Genomic DNA, 17,411 nt, shown 5'->3' with positions numbered 1-17,411 from the left:
AATCGGCATTCTGCGGCAACGGGGCCTCGACTGCGTCCTCACCCCTCCTCGTCGCCGGCGAAGCGGGAGCGGTAGGTCTGGACGTAGTAGTTCTTGGCCGGCGCCAGATGGTTGCGGCAGAGCTCGACGAGGGCCGCGCGGTCGCCGGCCCGGACGGCGGCGACCATCTTGGCGTGGTCCTCGGCCGCCCACAGGAGATAAGGCTTGTCGTTCAGGAAGATGTGCCGGTAGGCGTGCGACTTCTGGGCGAAATTGTTGATCGCCTCGATCAGCGCCTCGTTGCCGCAATGGGCGAAGAGCTTGCGGTGGAAGTCGATATTGTCGCGGAAGACGCGGCGCTGGTCGCCCGAGAGGATCGCCTCCTGGTGCGACTTCTGGATCGCGTCGAGCTCGGCGACGGCAGCATCGGGCAGCGGCAGCGGGATGAGCGAGGCGGCATGCGCCTCGATTAGTTCGCGCACGCTGTTGATGTCCTCGACTTCCTTGGCGTCATAGAGCCGGACGACGGCGCCACGGTTGCGGTAGCGGTCGACGAGGCCGAGGCGTTCGAGTTCGGCGATCGCCTGGCGCACCAGATGACGCTTGGCGCCGAAGCGCAGCGCGATCTCCTCCTCGACCAGCCGCTCGCGGGGGTGCAGCCGGCCGAAGACGATATCCTCTTCCAGGCGAGTCACGATCTCGGCCGAGATGTCCTCGCCGCTGCGTCGCTTGCCGCCGGGCTGTGCCGGGCTTTCGCCGGTCTCCTTGGCCAGTTGGGACATCGTCAGGTCTCCCTTCGCACTCCGTTCCGAGAGTCCTTCCACCCATAACCTCTGAGCGTGCCCGGCGGATAGGCGTTCGCCCGGCGGGCTCCCGGATTACTCGCGGCTTCCGGCGACGTCGCCGCCAGCCGGCTCGGCGCCCTTGACCGGCCTGGTGCGGAACCGGCGGGCCAGCGAGCCGAAGAGCGGCGTCGCCTGCAGGATCGAGAGCAGCGCGAAGACCAGCAGCGTCGCCGAGATCGGGTTCTCGATGAAGACCGTCCACTGGCCGCCGCCGATCAGCAGCGACTGCTGCAGCGTCGTGTCGAGGATGGGTCCGAGGATGAGGCCGATGACCAGCGGCGGCGTCGGGATGCGGAAACTGTCGAACGCAAGGCCGAGCATGCCGAAGGCGATCATCAGGCCGATGTCGAAGACCGAGTTGTTGATCGCGTAGGCGCCGATCACCGACAGCACGACGATGACCGGGCCGACCACGCGGTTCGGGATCTTGGTGACGGCGACGCAGGCCCTTGTGAACAAGAGGCCGACGAGGAACAGCGCGACATTGGCGAACAGCACCGCCCAGAGCAGCGTGTAGGTCACGTCGCCATAGTCAGTCATCAGCGAGGGGCCGGGCAGGATGCCGTGCACCATGAGGCCGCCGAGCAGCACGGCCGTCGAGGCCGAGCCGGGGATGCCGAGCGCGATCGTCGGGATCAGGGCGCCGCCGACGACGGCGTTGTTCGCCGCTTCCGGCGCGACGATGCCGGCCGGATACCCGGTGCCGAACTCGGCCTTGTTGCGGGAGAAGCGCTTGGCTTCGTTATAGGCGAACCAGGAGGCGGTATCGCCGCCGGTGCCGGGGATCAGGCCGACGAAGACGCCGATGACCGAAGAGCGCAGGCTGTTCGGCAGCATCTTGAGGAATTCCGGTCCCGTCGGCAGCATCCGGTCGGTGACGTTGGAGACCCGCGCGTTCTTGTTGGTGTTGCCCTGCATGATGAGACGCACCGCCTGCGGGATCGAGAACAGGCCGATCAGCGCGACGGTGAAGTCGATGCCGCCGAAGAGTTCGAGGAAGCCGAAGGAAAAGCGCGGCGTGCCGGTGGTCAGGTCCATGCCGACCATGCCGAGCAGCAGCCCGATGGCGCCGGACATCAGGCCGAGAATGGTTGAGCCCTGCGACAGCGAGCCAATGATGGTGATGCCGAGCACGGCGATGGCGAAGATCTCGACCGGGCCGAAATTCAGGACGAGGCGGCCGAGCAGCGGCGCCACCGTCAAAAGCACGATCGCGGAGATGACGCCGCCGATCAGCGAGGCCGTCAGCGACAGGCCGAGCGCCTTGCCGGCGTGGCCCTTCTGCGCCATCGGATAGCCGTCGAGGACGGTGGCGGCGGCGGCCGGCGTGCCGGGCGTGCGCAGGAGGATGGCGGCGATCGAGCCGCCGTACATGGCCGCCAGATAGAGCGAGGCGAGCAGCGCCAGGCCGGTTTCCGGCCGGAAGGAGTAGGTCAGCGGCAAGAGGAGGGCGATCGCCATCGTCGCCGACAGGCCGGGCATCGCGCCGACGAACATGCCGACCGTGACGCCGATCAGGATGGCCGCGAGATTGACGGGCTCGACGACGTTGGCCAGCCCGATCCAGAAGAAGGAGTCCATCGCGATGTTCCTCAGAGGGCCGGGTAAAGCGGGATCGACAGGTTCAGGAACCAGACGAAGATCCCGAAGATGACGGCGGTGACCGCCGCGATGGTCGCCACCGCAGCCACCAGTCCGATCGGACGCAGGACGGCCAGGGGGATCGCCAGGAAGAGCGGGGTCGCGATGAGATAGCCGATGCGGGTGATGCTGAAGGCGTAGAGGATGATCAGCGCCAGGAAGCCCGCCCCGAGCGCCAGGCTGCGCCAGTCGGTGGGCGTGTCGGAGCCGGTTTCGGCTTCCGCGAGCGCCGGACGCGGGCGAAGCCGGGACCAGACGACCTGGGCGATCGCCGCCGCGGCGAGCAGGATGATCACGACGCTGAGGAGGTCGGGCAGCCGCGCGGCGGTGGGCGGGTAAGCCGCGGCCTCGCTCCTGAAGAACAGGGCGAGAGCAATGGCGGCGAGGGCGACGACGATCTGACCCATCACGGGATTCCTGGATGCTGACGGAAGGAGAAAGCGGCGCGCCCGAAGACGCGCCGCCGGTGCGTCGCCTTACTGGGCGGCCTGCACGTCGTCCTTGATCTCCGCCCAGAGTTCCTGGAACTCGCCCTCCTGCTTCTTCAGGAAGGCGGCATAGTCGTCACCCGTGATGAAATCGACCATCAGGCCCTGCTTCTCGGCCGCGGCCTGGAACTCGGGGTTCTCCATCACCTTGGCGAGAGCGTCGATGATCTGCTGGCGTGATTCCTCGGGAAAGTCGCCCGGGCCGCTGTAGCCGCGCGACGAACCGGCGACGAGCTCGTAGCCGAGTTCCTTGGCGGTCGGCACGTCGGGAAGATTGGCGAGGCGCTCCTCGGAGAAGACCGCGAGGGGGCGCAGATTGCCTTCCTGGATCTGCGAGAAGGTGACGCCGACATTGGTGAAGCTGGCGTCGATCTTGCCGCCCATGGCGGCCGTCCAGGACGGGCCGTCACCCTGGAAGGGGACCTTCTGGAGCTCGACGCCGGACTGGCGCTCGAACTGCAGCGAGGTGAAGTAGTCGTCGCCGCCGACGCCCGAATTGCCGACCGTGACGGTGCCCGGGTTCTCCTTGGCGGCCTTGACGAAGTCCTCGAAGGTCTGGAACGGCGAGTCGGTCGCGACCACCGCGATGCCCGGATCGGTGACGATGTTGGCGATCGGCGTGATCTCGTCGATCGTGTAGGTGATCGACGGGTTCATGATGTAGTTGGTCTGCAGCATCGGCGTGTTGGTGATGCTGACCGTCGAGCCGTCGTTCGGCGACTGCTTGGCAAGGCGCGTCCAGGCGATGGCGCCGGTGGCGCCCGGAATGTACTGATTGATGAAGTTTACGCCGAGCTCCTCGGCGAGGAACGGGTGGACGAGCTGGGCGAGAGCGTCGGAGCCGCCGCCGGCCTTGAAGCCCTGCATCACGTTGATGTCGCTGGCGGCGGTGTATTTCCCGTCCTGCGCGAATGCCGGGGAAACGAAAGCCGTCGTGGCGGCGAGAGCCGCGGCGAGTATCAATTTCATTGTGAACCTCCCAGTTCTGTCATGCGCTTCTCGGCGCGAGCGGCACCATAGGCAAGCGGTTTTGTCTTTGTCAAACAGATTGTTGACAATATTGCTGCCAGCGTGATTGGTGGCGCGCAGGGATAGTGTCGGGAGAATCGAATGACGGACCGCGACGGGCGAGGCCTGAGGAAGGGACTGACGAGCTATGGCGATGCCGGCTTCTCGCTGTTCCTGCGCAAGGCCTTCATCAAGGGCATGGGCTATTCCGACGACGCGCTGGAGCGGCCGATCGTCGGCATCGTCGACACCGCCAGCGGCTACAATGCCTGCCATGCGAATGTCCCCGACCTCATCGAGGCGGTTAAGCGCGGCGTCATGCTGGCTGGTGCGCTGCCTGTGCCGTTCCCGACCATCTCGATCCACGAATCCTTCTCGCACCCGACCTCGATGTTCCTGCGCAATCTGATGGCGATGGACACCGAGGAGATGATCCGCGCGCAGCCGATGGACGCGGTCGTGCTGATCGGCGGCTGCGACAAGACCGTGCCGGCCCAGCTGATGGGCGCGGCGAGCGCGGGCGTGCCGGCGATCCAGCTGGTCACCGGGCCGATGCTGACCGGCCGCCACCGCAGCGAGCGCGTCGGTGCCTGCACCGACTGCCGGCGCTTCTGGGCCCGGCACCGGGCCGGCGAGGTCGACGCCACCGAGATCGCCGAGGTCAACGACCGGCTGGTGCCGGGCGCCGGCACCTGCGGCGTCATGGGCACGGCCTCGACGATGGCGCTCACCGTCGAGGCGCTGGGCATGATGGCGCCGGGCGGGGCCACCGCCCCCGCCGTCTCGGCCGACCGCCGCCGCATCGCCGAGACCACCGGCCAGATCGCCGCGCAGCTCGCCACCCAGCCGCTGCTGCCTTCGGCGATCATGACTGAGAAGGCCTTCGAGAACGCCCTGACCGTGCTTCTCGCCACCGGCGGGTCGACCAACGGCATCGTGCATCTGGCGGCGATCGCCGGGCGCTGCGGCCTGGCGCTCGACCTCGATGCCTTCGACCGGATCGGCCGCAAGGTGCCGGTGCTGGTCGACCTGAAGCCCTCCGGGCAGAACTACATGGAGGACCTCCATGCGGCGGGCGGGCTCGTCTCCATCCTGCGCGAGCTGAAGCCGCATCTTCACCTCGACTGCCTGACCGTCACCGGCCGTACGCTCGGCGAGGAGATGGATGCCGCCCCCGCCGGCTGGCAGCAGGACATCGTCGCGCCCTTCGATGCGCCGATCTATCCGGAAGGCGGCATGGCGGTCGTGCGCGGCAACCTCGCGCCCGGCGGCGCCATCGTGAAGCAGTCGGCGGCGACGCCCTCGCTGCTGACGCATCGCGGCCGCGCCGTGGTGTTTTCCTCGATCGCCGACATGGCGGAGCGGGTGGACGCGCCGGATCTCGACGTCGGTCCCGACGACGTCCTCGTCCTGCAGAATGCCGGGCCGATCGGCGCGCCGGGCATGCCGGAGGCCGGCTACATGCCGATCCCGCGCAAGATCGCGGCGACGGGCGTCAAGGACATGGTGCGAATCTCCGACGCGCGGATGAGCGGCACGGCGTCGGGCACGATCGTCCTCCACGTCACGCCGGAATCGGCGGCCGGCGGGCCGCTGGCGCTGGTGCGGACCGGCGACATGATCGAGCTCGACGTGCCGGGGCGGCGCCTGCATCTCGACGTTTCCGACGCCGAGCTTGCCGAGCGCCGGCTAAGCTTCAAGGCGCCGGTGCACGAGGGGTCGGACCGTGGCTACAAGAAGCTGTTCCTCGACACCGTGCTGCAGGCCGACGAGGGCTGCGACTTCGATTTCCTCGTGCCCGAAAAGACCGGCCGCGTCCCGAAGGATCGCTGACGTCGCCCGGGCTGCGGCGCGCGTTGGCGCCGCGTCTCTCCCATCATCCATCGAGGCGGCGCCGGCGACGGTTCGCCGCCCATGCGAGGACCGATCGTGATCCTGTCCGTTGACCCCACGAGCGGCGCCGAGCTGGCCCGCTACGACGAGCATTCCGGCGAGGCCGTGGAGGCGGCGCTGGCGGCGGCGGCCGATGCGCAGGCGAAGTGGCGGTCGGTGCCCATCGCCGAGCGGGTGCAGTTGCTGACGCGCATGGCGAAAGCCCTGCGCGCCGGCAGCGACCGCCATTCCGCGATGATCACCGCCGAGATGGGCAAGCCGATCGCCGAGGCCGAGGCCGAGGTCGAGAAATGCGCTGCCACCTGCGAGTTCTACGCCGAGGCGGCGCCGCGCTTCCTCGCCGACGAGCGGGTGGAGACGAACGCCGCCGAGAGCCTGATCCTCTACGATCCGATCGGCGTCGTCCTGGCGATCATGCCGTGGAACTACCCGTTCTGGCAGGTCATCCGCTTTCTCGCGCCGGCTTTGGCGGCCGGCAACGGCGCCATCCTCAAGCACGCCAACAACGTGCCGCAATGCGCTTTGGCGATCGAGGCGCTGATGCGGGAGGCGGGGTGCCCCAAGGGCCTGTTCGCGACGCTGCTGGTCGGCTCCGACAAGGTCGCCGGCCTGATCGCGGATGACCGGATCGCCGCCGTCACGCTGACCGGTTCGACCGAGGTCGGCGCCATCGTCGCGGCGCAGGCGGGCAAGGCGCTGAAGAAGCAGGTGCTGGAGCTCGGCGGCTCAGACCCGTTCATCGTGCTCGCCGACGCCGATATCGAGCAGGCCGCCAGGGTCGCCGTGAAGGCGCGCTTCACGAATGCCGGCCAGTCCTGCGTCAACGCCAAGCGCTTCATCGTCGAGGACAGCGTCGCCGACCGGTTCGTCGAAGCGTTCGTGACCAATGTCGAGGCGCTGAAGCTCGGCGATCCGACGCGGCGCGACACCGATATCGGGCCGATGGCCCGCGGCAATCTCCGCGACGCCCTGCATGCGCAGGTGGAGCGGACGCTTTCGGCCGGCGGGACGCTCAAGACCGGCGGCAGGAAGGTCGAGGGGCCCGGCTACTGGTACGAGCCGACGGTCATCGACAACGTGACGCCGGACCAGGCGGCATTCTGCGAGGAGACCTTCGGCCCGGTCGCAGCGATCGTCCGGGTGCGGGACGCCGAGGAAGCGACCCGCCTCGCCAACCAGACCGAATTCGGCCTCGGCGCCGCGCTCTGGACGGCGGATATCGAAAAGGCGCGCGGCTTCGCACGCCGGATCGAGGCGGGGGCGGTGTTCGTCAACGGCATGACCGCCTCCGACCCGCGCCTGCCCTTCGGCGGCATCAAGCGCTCCGGCTACGGACGCGAGCTCGGGGCGCACGGCATTCGCGAATTCACCAACATCAAGACGCTCTGGATCGGCCCGGCAAAGCCCGCCGCTCCGGCGCCGACCGAGAGGACAACTCGATGAGCAACGCCAAGCCCGGCATCTTCCGCCCCGACCAGATCGTCGCCCGCGAACGCGGCGGCGGCGCCCGCACCATCCCGCTGGTCAACCGCGCCTCGGGCACGACCAGCTTCATCAACGGCATCACCGAGTTCGCGCCCGGCGCGGCGATCCCCGTGCACAGCCACAATTGCGAGGAAAGCGTCATGCTCCTCGAGGGCAACGCCATCGCCGAGATCGACGGCGAGCAGCATGTGCTGAAGCCGCTCGATACGACCTTCATCCCGGTCAACCTGCCGCACCGCTTCATCAACGCATCCGACACCGAGCCGATGAAGATCCTGTGGATCTACGCCAATGTCGACGCGACACGGACGATCGTCGCGACGGGCGACACGCGCAGCATCGACGACGAGCACGCCACACCGCCGGCCGGCTGACGCGGGGCTCAGTCGCCGGAGAATTGCCCGTCACGACACCAGGGGCCGTTCGTCGTCGCGGGCCCCGGCCGCTCCTTCGAGCCGGACAGGCAGTGAAGCCGTCTCCGTTCGGCAGGGGCGCGTCTGCGGCGTCAGTCTTTCGCGATTTTGACGATGGCCTCGATTTCCACGGTGATCTGGCCGGGAAGCGAGCCGAAGCCGACGGCGGAGCGGGCGTGGCGTCCCTTTTCGCCGAACACCGCGACCATCAGGTCGGAGCATCCGTTGATGACCTTCGGATGGTCGCAGAAGAGCGGGTCGGCGTTGACCATGCCCAGGAGCTTGACCACCCGCTCGACGCGGCCGAGATCGCCGAGGGCGTGCTTCATCACCGCGAGGAGATTGAGCCCCGTCAGCTGCGCGTGCTCGTAAGCTTCCTCGACGGAGACCCCGGCGCCAACCTTTCCGGTCGCCATCTGGCCGTCATGGTTTCGAGGCCCTTGTCCCGACAGGAATAGGAGCGATCCCTCCTCGACATGGGTGACGAAATTGGCGATCGGCGCGGGCACCGGCGGCAGCGTGAGGCCGAGTTCGGCGAGCTTTTCTTCGGGCGTCATGGGGTCTCCTTGATGAGGTTCCTCGCCGGCGACCAGGCAGGCAGTTCGCGGTGCCGGATGCAGGCGACGACGTGGTTGGCGCCCACTTGCTCGACCGGCGGGACGACGGCCGCGCAGGCCTCGATCGCGTCCGGGCAGCGGGTCCGGAAGACGCATCCCGACGGCGGCGAGATCGGGCTCGGAATGTCGCCCTTCAGGACGATGCGCTCGCGGCGGCGCTCGGGATCGGGCAACGGCGAGCTCGACAGAAGCGCCCGCGTATAGGGGTGGCGCGGGTTGCCGTAGATGTCTTCGGCCCGCCCGCTTTCCATGACCCGGCCGAGATAGAGGACGACGACGTCGTCGCAGAGATATTCGACGACGGTGAGGTCGTGGGAGATGAACACGGTCGTGAGACCCAGCTCGTTCTGGAGCGACTGGAGGAGATTGAGGATCTGCGCCTGGACGGAGACGTCGAGGGCGGAGATCGGCTCGTCGGCGACGATCAGATCCGGCTGCACCGCGAGCGCCCGGGCGATGCCGATGCGCTGGCGCTGGCCGCCGGAGAACTCGTGCGGGAAGCGGCGGTCATGGTCGCGGTCGAGCCCGACGCGTTCGAGAAGATCGCCGATCATCTGCCGCCTGGCGGCACCCCTGGCGATCTTGTGGGTGTCGATCGCCTCGCCGATGATGTCGGCGACCTTCATCTTCGGGTTGAGGCTGGAATAAGGGTCCTGGAAAATGAACTGGAGGCGCTTGCGTAGCGCGCGCAGGCGCTTGCCGGACGCCTTGAAGAGATCCTCGCCCTCGAAGATCGCCTCGCCCTCCGTCGGCTCGACGAGGCGCATGATGCAGCGCCCGATCGTGGTCTTGCCCGAACCGGATTCGCCGACGATCCCCGTCGTCCTGCCGCGGCGCACGTCGAAGGATACGTCGGAGACGGCATGAACGACGCTCTTCCCAACCTGAAACTTCTTGACGAGGTTGCGCACCGACAGGAGCGTCTCGTTCGTGCCGCTGGCCTCGATCATACGTCCTCGTGCCTCCAGCAGCGGGTGGAATGCAGCGCGCCGACGGCGATCAGCGGCGGGCTCTCCTCCCGGCACTTCGCCACCACCAGCGGACAGCGATCGGCATAGGCGCAGCCCTTCGGCAGGTTCGTCACGCTCGGGACGGAGCCGGGGATCGGGCTCAGGAGACGCCGGCCTCCGGCGGCGTCCCGGTCACGCGCGGGATCGGGAATGCAGGCGATCAGCCCTTTCGTATAGGGATGGCGCGGGGCCTTGAATAGCGCGTTGACCGGTGCCTGCTCGACCACCTTGCCGGCATACATGACCGCGACGTCGTCGGCGATTTCCGCCACCACGCCGAGATTGTGGGTGATGAACAGGATGCTCATGCCCATCTCCTGCTGCAGCCGGCGCAGCAGCTCGAGGATCTGCGCCTGGATCGTGACGTCGAGGGCGGTGGTCGGCTCGTCGGCGATCAGCAGGAACGGGTTGCAGGCCAGCGCCAGCGCGATCATCACCCGCTGGCGCATCCCGCCGGACATCGAGTGGGGGTAGTCGTCGAGCCGTCGCTCCGGCGAAGCGATCTCGACCAGTTCGAGCATGCGGCGGGCGCGGCCGCGGGCTTCGGCGCGCGAGATGGTCTCGTGCAGGCGGATCATCTCGATGATCTGGTCGCCGACCGTGTACAGCGGATTGAGGCTCGTCATCGGCTCCTGGAAGATCATCGCGATCTCCTGGCCGCGGATCCCGCGCATCACCCGGTTCTTCGCCCGGGCCAGATCGACAACGGTGCCGTCCCGCCGCGTGAACGCCATCGTCCCGTCGACGATCGTCGCCGACGGGGCGAGCAGCCGCATGATCGAGAGGCTGGTCACGGACTTGCCGGAGCCGGATTCGCCGACCACGGCCAGCGTCTTGCCCTGGCGCACGGTCAGGTCGACGTCGTCGACGGCCTTGGCGATGGTCGAGCCGATCCGGAAGTGGGTCCTGAGGCCGGTCACCTTCAGCGTGACCGCGTCGGACGTCGCCGACGCCAGTCCCGCACTCGCCGGGTCCGCGTGCATCTGCGGCATCTCAGAGATCCTTGCGCAGGCGTGGGTCGAGAAGATCGCGCAGGCCATCCCCGACGAGCTGGAGCGACATCACCGACAGGATGATGGCGAGGCCCGGGAAGACCGTCATCCAGTCGGCCTGGCCGACATATTGGCGACCCGCCGCGATCATCGTGCCCCATGTCGGAATGTCCGGGCTGACGCCGACGCCGAGGAACGTCAGGCTCGCCTCCGCCAAGATCGCATAGGCGAAGATGAAGGTCGCCTGGACCATGATGACGGACAGGAGGTTGCGCAGGATGTGGCGGTAGAGGATCCGCCAGGTCGGCACGCCGAGCGCGCGGGCGGCCTCGACATAGGGCAGCTCGCGGATGACGAAGGTGGAGGCGCGCACGATGCGGGCGAGGCGCGGCGTGTAGACGATGCCGAGGGCGACGATGACCGTGGCGGCCGAGGGGCCGAGAGCGGCGACGAGCGCGATGGCGAGCAGGATGTCGGGAAACGCCATCATCGCGTCGATGATGCGGGCGATGACCACGTCGGTGCGGCGGAAGAAGCCTGCCGCGAGACCCAGCGCGATGCCGATCACCGAGGCGAAGATCGTTGCCGCCGCCCCGATCATCAGGGAGGTCCGTCCGGCATAGATCGCGCGGGTGAAGACGTCGCGGCCCAATTCGTCGGTGCCGAAGAAATGGTCGACGCCGGGCGCGATCAGGCGATTGGCGATCGACAGCTTGTTGGGGTCGTAGGGCGCGAAGAGCGGGGCGAACACGCACAGGACGACGATGATCAGGAGGAGCGCCGCGCCGAGGGCGAGCGGCTTTCGCTCGCGCAGGATCTTGGCCACGGCGAAGGTCCTGCTGGTTCTGGCCACGGTGGAAACGGCCATCAGAACCGCACCCGCGGATCGATGACGAGATACAGCATGTCGATGGCGAAATTGATCAGGACGTAGAGCGCCGCGACGACGAGAAGCGCGCCCTGGATCACCGGATAGTCGCGGCGCAGCACCGCCGAGACGACGAGATTGCCGACGCCGGGGAGGCCGAACACCGTCTCGGTGACGATCGCGCCGGAGATCAGCAGCGCCGCCGTGATGCCGATGACCGTGAGGATCGGGATCAGCGCGTTCTTGAAGGCGTGCTTCAGGACCACCGGCGTCTCGGCCATGCCCTTCGAGCGCGCCGTCCTTATGTAGTCGTCGTCGAGGACATCGAGCATCGAGGCACGGGTGAACCGCAGGATCAGCGCCGAGCTGACGACGCCGAGCGTGATGGCGGGCAGGATCAGGTGATGCAGCCGTTCCAGCAGGGTCGTGTCCGGGCCGCCATAGCCCGCCACCGGGAACCAGCCGAGACGCACCGCAAAGACCTGGATCAGGATGAGCGCCAGCCAGAAGCTCGGCACGCTCGCGGCGAACATGGCGAGGGTCGTGGAAGCCTGGTCGAACAGGCTGCCGCGATAGTAGGCCGACAGGATGCCGATGGGCAGGGCGATGACGGTGGCGATGAGGATGGAGAAGAGGGTGAGGAAGAAGGTCGGCTCGGCGCGCTGGCCGAGGGCGGTGAGCACCGGCATGTTGAGGAAGATGGAATCGCCGAGATTGCCGGTCAGGATCTGTCCGAGATAGACGCCGAACTGGACGAGGAGCGGCTGGTTGAGACCGAGCCGGTCGCGCAGGGCCGAGATGTCCGCAGGCGTCGCGTCCGGGCCCAGCATGACGGCTGCCGGATCGCCGGGGGCGATGCGCACGATCACGAAGACGATGGTCGCCACCACGAACAGGACGACGACCATGCCGGTGAATCGTTTGAGGACGTAGCTGGCCATTGCGCGTTCCGGTGAATCGGGAAGGGCCTGACGGGCGCCGGGCGCCCGTCAGGATCGGCTTACTGCGAGAGCGAGACGTTCCAGAAATACGGCCAGGGCGATGCCTCGAAGCCCTGAACCTTCGGCGACTTGGCGGCCAGGGCGGCAAAGTCGCCGACCTTGTAGAAGGGCGCCTGCTCGTAGATCAGGCCCTGGATGTCCGACCAGATTTCCTGGCGCTTCGCGAGGTCGGTCTCGGTGTTGAGCGCCGTCAGGAGCTCTTCCTTCTCCGGCGTCGACCACCAGCCGGGATAGCTCGCCGGCAGCGGCGCGATCAGCGCCGGATCCGGCAGGAAGGGGCTGTGGGTGATGAAGATGTCCCACAAAGCGGGGTCGGCCCGGCGTTGCACGAGCGTCGCCCAATCGACCACGTCCAGCCGGGAATTCAGGCCGGCGGACTTCAGATAGGCGTCCAGGACCTGCGCCATCTTGTAGTGGAACTCGTACTGCCGGCTGGTCAGTATGCGGATCGGCTCGCCGTCGTAGCCGGCCTGTTCGGCAAGGCTCTTGGCTTCTTCCAGATTGCCCTGGTTGTACGCCTCGACACCGGTCTCGTTCCGCCAGACATAGCCTTCCGGGTAGAGCGCCCCGTCGACCTTGAAGAAGCGCTCCTCGCCGAAGGCGGCCAGCATCAAATCGTCGGAATTCTGCAGGGCCTGGACCGCCTTGCGCAGGTTCTGGTCGGTCATGACACCCTGCTTGGTGTTCATGATGAACATCGGCCAGCCGAAGGATTCCGTCAGCATCGGCTCGGTCTGCCCGGTCAGACGGTCGTAGGATTCGACGGGCAGCAGCTCGGCATAGTCGTATTGCCCGGCGACGGCGCCTTCGACGCGGGTGTTGGCGTCGGGAACCGGCACGAACCGCACCTCCTCGAGCAGCGCCTCGCGGCGGCCGCCGAAGCCATCCGCCTCGCCCTCCAGCGGCTGGTAGTCGGCAAAGCGTACCAGCTGAATGTACTGGTCGGGGCGCCGCTCCTTCAGCATGAAGGGCCCGGTGCCGACGAACTCGGTCAGCGGTTCGGCCAGCGTCTCCTTCGGCAGGATGACGGCCGCAGAATTGTTGAAGGCGAGCAGCGCCGGCAGCGGTCCGAAAGGCGCGCTCAGCGAGATCGTGACGGTGTTCGCATCCGTCGCCTCGACCTTCTCCACCTTGTCGGCAACCAGCTGTCCACGCGAGGCGATCTTGAACCAGCGCTCCAGCGAGGCGACGACGTCGTCCGCCGTCATGGTCTTGCCGTTGTGGAACTTGATGCCCTCGCGCAGGGCGATCGTCACGGTCTTCCCGTCATCGGAGATTTCGGGCAGGTCCGCCGCCAGCAGCGGGGTGACGTTCCATTCCTTGTCGAAGGTGTAGAGCGTCTCGAGGAAATGCTGGGTGACCATGCCGAGAAGATCGCCCGTCGCGGCCATTGGATCGAGCGTGTTCGGCTCGCCGATGGTGGCCACCGTGATGATGCCGCCGGGCTCTCCTGCGCCATCGCCGAGGCGCCCGAGGTGACGAGGCCGCCAAGCGCCATCGTCGCCGCAAGGCAGGTTTTTGCCAATGCCTTCAACATTTCTCAGTCTCCTTCGGTTTCGGGTCTGCGAGGGAAGGGGCGCCCGACATGTCCCGGACGACGACAAGCAATTGTTCGGTGACCGCCTCGATGATCGCCCGGCCCTTGGCAGCGGTCGCCAGCGACGCATCGCCGACGACGCCGAGCCCGTCGGACATCTCGGCCATCGAGCGGAACAGCGCGCCGCGGGCCGGCATGATCATGTCGGCATTGGCCCAGCCATGGGTCGGTACGTAGCTCATGGGCGGAAGGTGCCCGGGCCGGCGGACCGCTGCCGGATCGATGTGCAGCATCAGCGACGTCTCGAGTTCGCAGGCGTGGTTGGCACCGGCAAAGCCGCTGTCGCGGATCGCCGCGATCTCCGGCCCGGCCAGCCGCCACCAGGTCAGCATGGCGATGCGGCAATCGCGATGCGACGCGCCGAATTCCTCGAGCAGGACCTGGCCGATGGCCTGGTTGCCGCCGTGGCTGTTGAAGATCACCAAATTGCGGAAGCCGTGCCGGACCACCGACTGCAGGATCGCGCCGACATAGTCGAGGAAGCTGCGGTGCCCGATGCTGAGCGTGCCGGGGAAATCCATGTGATGCTCGGAGCAGCACACCTTGACCTGCGGCAGGATCAGCACCTCGTCGCCGGCCTCGGCTTCCAGGGCGTCGAGAAACGCTCCGCCGATCACCGCGTCGGTGTCGAGCGGCAGATGCGCGCCGTGCTGCTCGATCGCCGCGACGTTGACGATCACCGGCAGGTTTCGCGGCAGGCCCTGGATCTCGCGTGTGGTGCGGCGTTCCCAGCGCATCGGATCAGTCGATCATGCGCTTGGCCACGCCGAAGCGTTCGAGCGCGGCTTCGCTCAGCCTGACGCCGAGGCCCGGCCCGTCGGACGGGATATGGATGAAGGGCGGCTCGACGGTCAGCGGCGTGTCGAGAAGGTCGTGCGACCGGATCATCCGGCCGAAGATGTCGCCGGGCCAGACGCAGCTCGCGGCGGCCGAGCACTGATGGACATACATCGCCTCGAGGATGCCGAGATCGACCTCGGAACCGTGCCAGCAATAGAGGCCCGCCGTGCGGGCGATGTGGTCGAGCTGCTGGAACCCGGCCAGCCCGCCGTTGAAGTTGAACCCGTCGACGGCGCCGTGGGCGATCGCATCGATCGCCTCGTAGGGGCGCTGCCCCTGGTAGATGTACGGGAGCGACACGTGCAGCGCGATCGGGATCGACGAGAACCGCCGCAGCTCCTTGTAGTCGAGCATCATCCAGCGCGGGATCGGATCCTCTAGGACGAGGACGTTGCCGATCTTCTCGATCTCGCGGATGATCGGCCGGGCGTTGCCCGGGTTCTCCCAGCGCTGGTTCGGATCGAAGATGATCTTCATGCCGGGGGCATGCTCGGCGATCCGCGCGCACCAGCCCGGCACGTCGTCTTCCAGATCGCATTTGAACTTGATGACCTTGAAGCCCTGGTCCTGGTACTGCCGGACCCAGGGGCCGATCTCGTCCTGCGTCCGGTGGCTGGACCAGGCGCTCACTGCGATCCTGTCGCGCAGCGCACCGCCGAGCAGGCGATGCATCGGGACCCCGAGTTGTTTGGCATAGGCGTCCCAGATCGCGCATTCGAAGCCGTCGTACTCGCGGCAGAGCGGGATCGGCAGCTTCTGCAGGATCAGCTCGTCGATCGAGCGCCCCATCAGGTTGTCCGCGATCTGTTCGACCCGCGTCCATTCATGATCGCGGTAGAACTCGCCGAGACCCACCGTGCCGTCGGAAAGGTGCAGGCGAAGGATCAGCTTCGGCAGCTCGTCGAACTGCACGCTCCAGCTCTCCTTGCCGCCCACCGGCAACATGTGCAGCGGCTTGGCCAGCGTGTCGGAATTAATGACGCCGGGATGGGCGGGAACGACGACCTCGTCGAACTGGAAGCCGATGATATGCGCCTGGCGCGAAGCAAATCCGTCCACGATGGTCTCCGTCTGCGTTCAGACAGAATTTGTACCAAAACTACATTGCGGTCAAGCGAACGGCCCAGGGCGGCTCGATTTTTACATTACCGCCACTCGGTCAGCCGCGTCCGCCCCATTTATGTGCGAAACGCTACATTTCAGTCGCCGACCGGCTGGTTTTCGCTCTCGCCGTTCAAATCGGCGAGCATCGTGCGGGCGTTCCACAATTTCGAAGAGATGTGCTTCATCCGACGGCCGCCGAGGAGCGTGGCGAGGCAGTCCAGGATGAACAGCTGGCCGTACCGGCCGCGGTTCGGCATGTAGAAGAACTTCTCCTCGTCGAAGGCGACGAGCGGGATGAGGACGTCGGCCTCCATCGCCAGTGGCGTGCCGCCCGCCGTCACCGCGATGATCGAGGCGCCGCACTGCTTCGCCGATCGTGCGCTCTCGATCAGCGAGCGCGGGCGACCGGTCACCGAGAACATCAGGAAGACGTCGTTCTTGCCGGCCGTCGCCGCGGTGATGCGCTGCTTGTAGGCGTCCGCGGTCGCGCTGGCTGCCAGGTCGAGCCGGAAGAGCCGGTTCTCGGCCTCCGCGGCCACATTGGCCGAGCTGCCGCCGACGCCGAAGCAGAAGATGCGGCGCGATCCATCGATAAGATCGGCGGCGCGCTCGAGCGCTTCGGGGTCGCGCTGCGCGAAGGCGCTGGCGAGGGCCTGGCTCGTCGCCTCGTAGACGTGCCCGGCAACGTCGCTGCCGGTGTTGGCGGGGTGCTGGTAGTCGGCCGACAGATACATCCGCCCGATGGCGTAGTCCTGTGCGAGCCGGATCTTGAAGTCGCTGAACCCGTCGCAGCCCATGTGGCGCGCGAAGCGGATGACGCTGGGCTCGCTGACGCCGGCCCGCCCGGCCAGCGCCTTCACGCTGCTCCGCGTCGCGGCGTCGATGTTTTCCAGCAGGGCATCGGCGACCGCCTTGTCGGCGCGCTTCATGGTCGGCAGCTGCTGGCGCATGCGATCGATGAGGCTCAGCGGGGGGAGAGCTTTCGGGTCGCCGGTCTCTAGCCTCTGTTTCTTCAAGGGTGCTTCCCCGTTCGCGCCTATCTGGCGGGCATCCGGACCTCTGGCGGCAAGGCGATGATTCCATAACGCTAGCGACTTGCGGCGCTGCGAGGAAGGGCGCTGGCGCAACGGCACGGTCGCGTGCCTCGGCCCGCCCCGCGCCGGATCGCGGCGACGGCTGCCTCGCCATTGCGTCGGAGGCGGGAAACCGGCCGAACGGATGCTGCCGACGGTTTCCAGGCGTGCCCGGGGACGGAGTTCTCCAACAGGGAACCCCAATTGGAGCCGCGGAAGAATAGCTTCCACCGTTGATCGCCGAAACACGCCGGATCTCGTGCGGCAAGGCGTCCTGTCTGATGGCGCCCTACAGCTTTGACTTCACGCGGCCGGTCCTTTCTGACGACCCCGTCAGGCGGGCCCGAGCGGTGCTCGCCGGCGGCTCAGCGGGTCCGAATTCCCGCCTTGCGACAAGCAGTCTCGGCGGGACAAGAATCAGCGTCGGCGCCGCTTGACAAGTCGCCCCAAAGCCGTCAGCCTAATTCCTGTGCGCAGAGCAGCGTTGCTCAATATTGCGCCGCAACGACCCTTTTTCGATTGTCGGCAATGTCGCCCTGGCAGCACCTACGTGCTGG

Annotated in this window: 16 protein-coding genes; 3 read left to right on the top strand and 13 right to left on the bottom strand. The window is 67.3% G+C overall.

The window, feature by feature from the left end:
* Positions 1-38: 38 nt before the first annotated feature.
* The 4 genes from GGR03_RS12465 to GGR03_RS12450 all read right to left on the bottom strand — a co-directional run bounded on the left by GGR03_RS12465 (position 39) and on the right by GGR03_RS12450 (position 3,922).
* Positions 39-761 carry a GntR family transcriptional regulator gene (locus GGR03_RS12465; protein WP_183208489.1) on the bottom strand — a complete coding sequence of 241 codons (723 nt, stop codon included), beginning with the start codon at positions 759-761 and terminating at the stop codon, positions 39-41.
* A gap of 96 nt (positions 762-857) precedes the next feature.
* On the bottom strand, positions 858-2,405 hold the full coding sequence (locus tag GGR03_RS12460) for a tripartite tricarboxylate transporter permease (RefSeq protein WP_183208487.1): 1,548 nt from the start codon (positions 2,403-2,405) through the stop codon (positions 858-860).
* An 11-nt stretch (positions 2,406-2,416) separates the two neighbouring features.
* Positions 2,417-2,872: a tripartite tricarboxylate transporter TctB family protein gene (locus GGR03_RS12455; RefSeq protein ID WP_183208485.1), complete on the bottom strand. Its 456-nt coding sequence runs from the start codon at positions 2,870-2,872 to the stop codon at positions 2,417-2,419.
* 69 nt (positions 2,873-2,941) lie between these two features.
* The gene (locus GGR03_RS12450) at positions 2,942-3,922 is read right to left on the bottom strand and encodes a tripartite tricarboxylate transporter substrate binding protein (RefSeq protein WP_183208483.1); all 981 of its coding nucleotides are present in this window, start codon (positions 3,920-3,922) and stop codon (positions 2,942-2,944) included.
* A gap of 141 nt (positions 3,923-4,063) precedes the next feature.
* On the opposite strand from GGR03_RS12450, the gene GGR03_RS12445 reads away from it, so the two are divergent.
* The 3 genes from GGR03_RS12445 (at position 4,064) to GGR03_RS12435 (ending at position 7,713) form a co-directional block, all read left to right on the top strand.
* Positions 4,064-5,794, top strand: coding sequence for an IlvD/Edd family dehydratase (locus GGR03_RS12445; protein WP_183208481.1), 1,731 nt, complete (start codon positions 4,064-4,066; stop codon positions 5,792-5,794).
* 81 nt (positions 5,795-5,875) lie between these two features.
* A complete protein-coding gene (locus GGR03_RS12440) occupies positions 5,876-7,297 on the top strand; it encodes an NAD-dependent succinate-semialdehyde dehydrogenase (protein WP_210292122.1) in 1,422 nt (473 codons plus the stop codon).
* The gene (locus GGR03_RS12435; protein WP_183208477.1) at positions 7,294-7,713 is read left to right on the top strand and encodes a cupin domain-containing protein; all 420 of its coding nucleotides are present in this window, start codon (positions 7,294-7,296) and stop codon (positions 7,711-7,713) included. The genes GGR03_RS12440 and GGR03_RS12435 overlap by 4 nt, the downstream gene beginning before the upstream one ends.
* A 131-nt stretch (positions 7,714-7,844) precedes the next feature.
* Here GGR03_RS12435 and GGR03_RS12430 read toward each other — a convergent pair whose 3' ends face one another.
* From GGR03_RS12430 to GGR03_RS12390, 9 genes are all read right to left on the bottom strand, one after another.
* Positions 7,845-8,309: a RidA family protein gene (locus GGR03_RS12430; protein WP_183208475.1), complete on the bottom strand. Its 465-nt coding sequence runs from the start codon at positions 8,307-8,309 to the stop codon at positions 7,845-7,847.
* Entirely contained in the window at positions 8,306-9,319 is a 1,014-nt protein-coding gene (locus tag GGR03_RS12425; protein ID WP_183208473.1) for an ABC transporter ATP-binding protein, read from the bottom strand. Before GGR03_RS12425 ends, GGR03_RS12430 begins: the two co-directional genes overlap by 4 nt.
* Entirely contained in the window at positions 9,316-10,371 is a 1,056-nt protein-coding gene (locus GGR03_RS12420) for an ABC transporter ATP-binding protein (protein WP_425486713.1), read from the bottom strand. Before GGR03_RS12420 ends, GGR03_RS12425 begins: the two co-directional genes overlap by 4 nt.
* A 1-nt stretch (position 10,372) precedes the next feature.
* The gene (locus tag GGR03_RS12415; RefSeq protein WP_183208471.1) at positions 10,373-11,239 is read right to left on the bottom strand and encodes an ABC transporter permease; all 867 of its coding nucleotides are present in this window, start codon (positions 11,237-11,239) and stop codon (positions 10,373-10,375) included.
* Positions 11,239-12,180, bottom strand: coding sequence for an ABC transporter permease (locus tag GGR03_RS12410; RefSeq protein WP_183208469.1), 942 nt, complete (start codon positions 12,178-12,180; stop codon positions 11,239-11,241). The genes GGR03_RS12415 and GGR03_RS12410 overlap by 1 nt, the downstream gene beginning before the upstream one ends.
* Before the next feature lie 59 nt (positions 12,181-12,239).
* On the bottom strand, positions 12,240-13,667 hold the full coding sequence (locus tag GGR03_RS12405; RefSeq protein ID WP_252920234.1) for an ABC transporter substrate-binding protein: 1,428 nt from the start codon (positions 13,665-13,667) through the stop codon (positions 12,240-12,242).
* Positions 13,668-13,770: 103 nt separating this feature from the next.
* A complete protein-coding gene (locus GGR03_RS12400) occupies positions 13,771-14,574 on the bottom strand; it encodes a creatininase family protein (RefSeq protein WP_183208467.1) in 804 nt (267 codons plus the stop codon).
* Positions 14,575-14,578: 4 nt separating this feature from the next.
* Positions 14,579-15,736, bottom strand: coding sequence for a mandelate racemase/muconate lactonizing enzyme family protein (locus tag GGR03_RS12395; protein WP_183208465.1), 1,158 nt, complete (start codon positions 15,734-15,736; stop codon positions 14,579-14,581).
* A 140-nt stretch (positions 15,737-15,876) separates the two neighbouring features.
* The gene (locus GGR03_RS12390) at positions 15,877-16,797 is read right to left on the bottom strand and encodes a MurR/RpiR family transcriptional regulator (RefSeq protein WP_183208463.1); all 921 of its coding nucleotides are present in this window, start codon (positions 16,795-16,797) and stop codon (positions 15,877-15,879) included.
* Between the last annotated feature and the right edge of the window lie 614 nt (positions 16,798-17,411).

Origin of the sequence: Aurantimonas endophytica (genome assembly GCF_014196845.1) — a bacterium.
GTDB classification, from domain to species: Bacteria; Pseudomonadota; Alphaproteobacteria; order Rhizobiales; family Rhizobiaceae; genus Aurantimonas; species Aurantimonas endophytica.
This window is presented reverse-complemented; position numbering and strand designations above follow the sequence as displayed.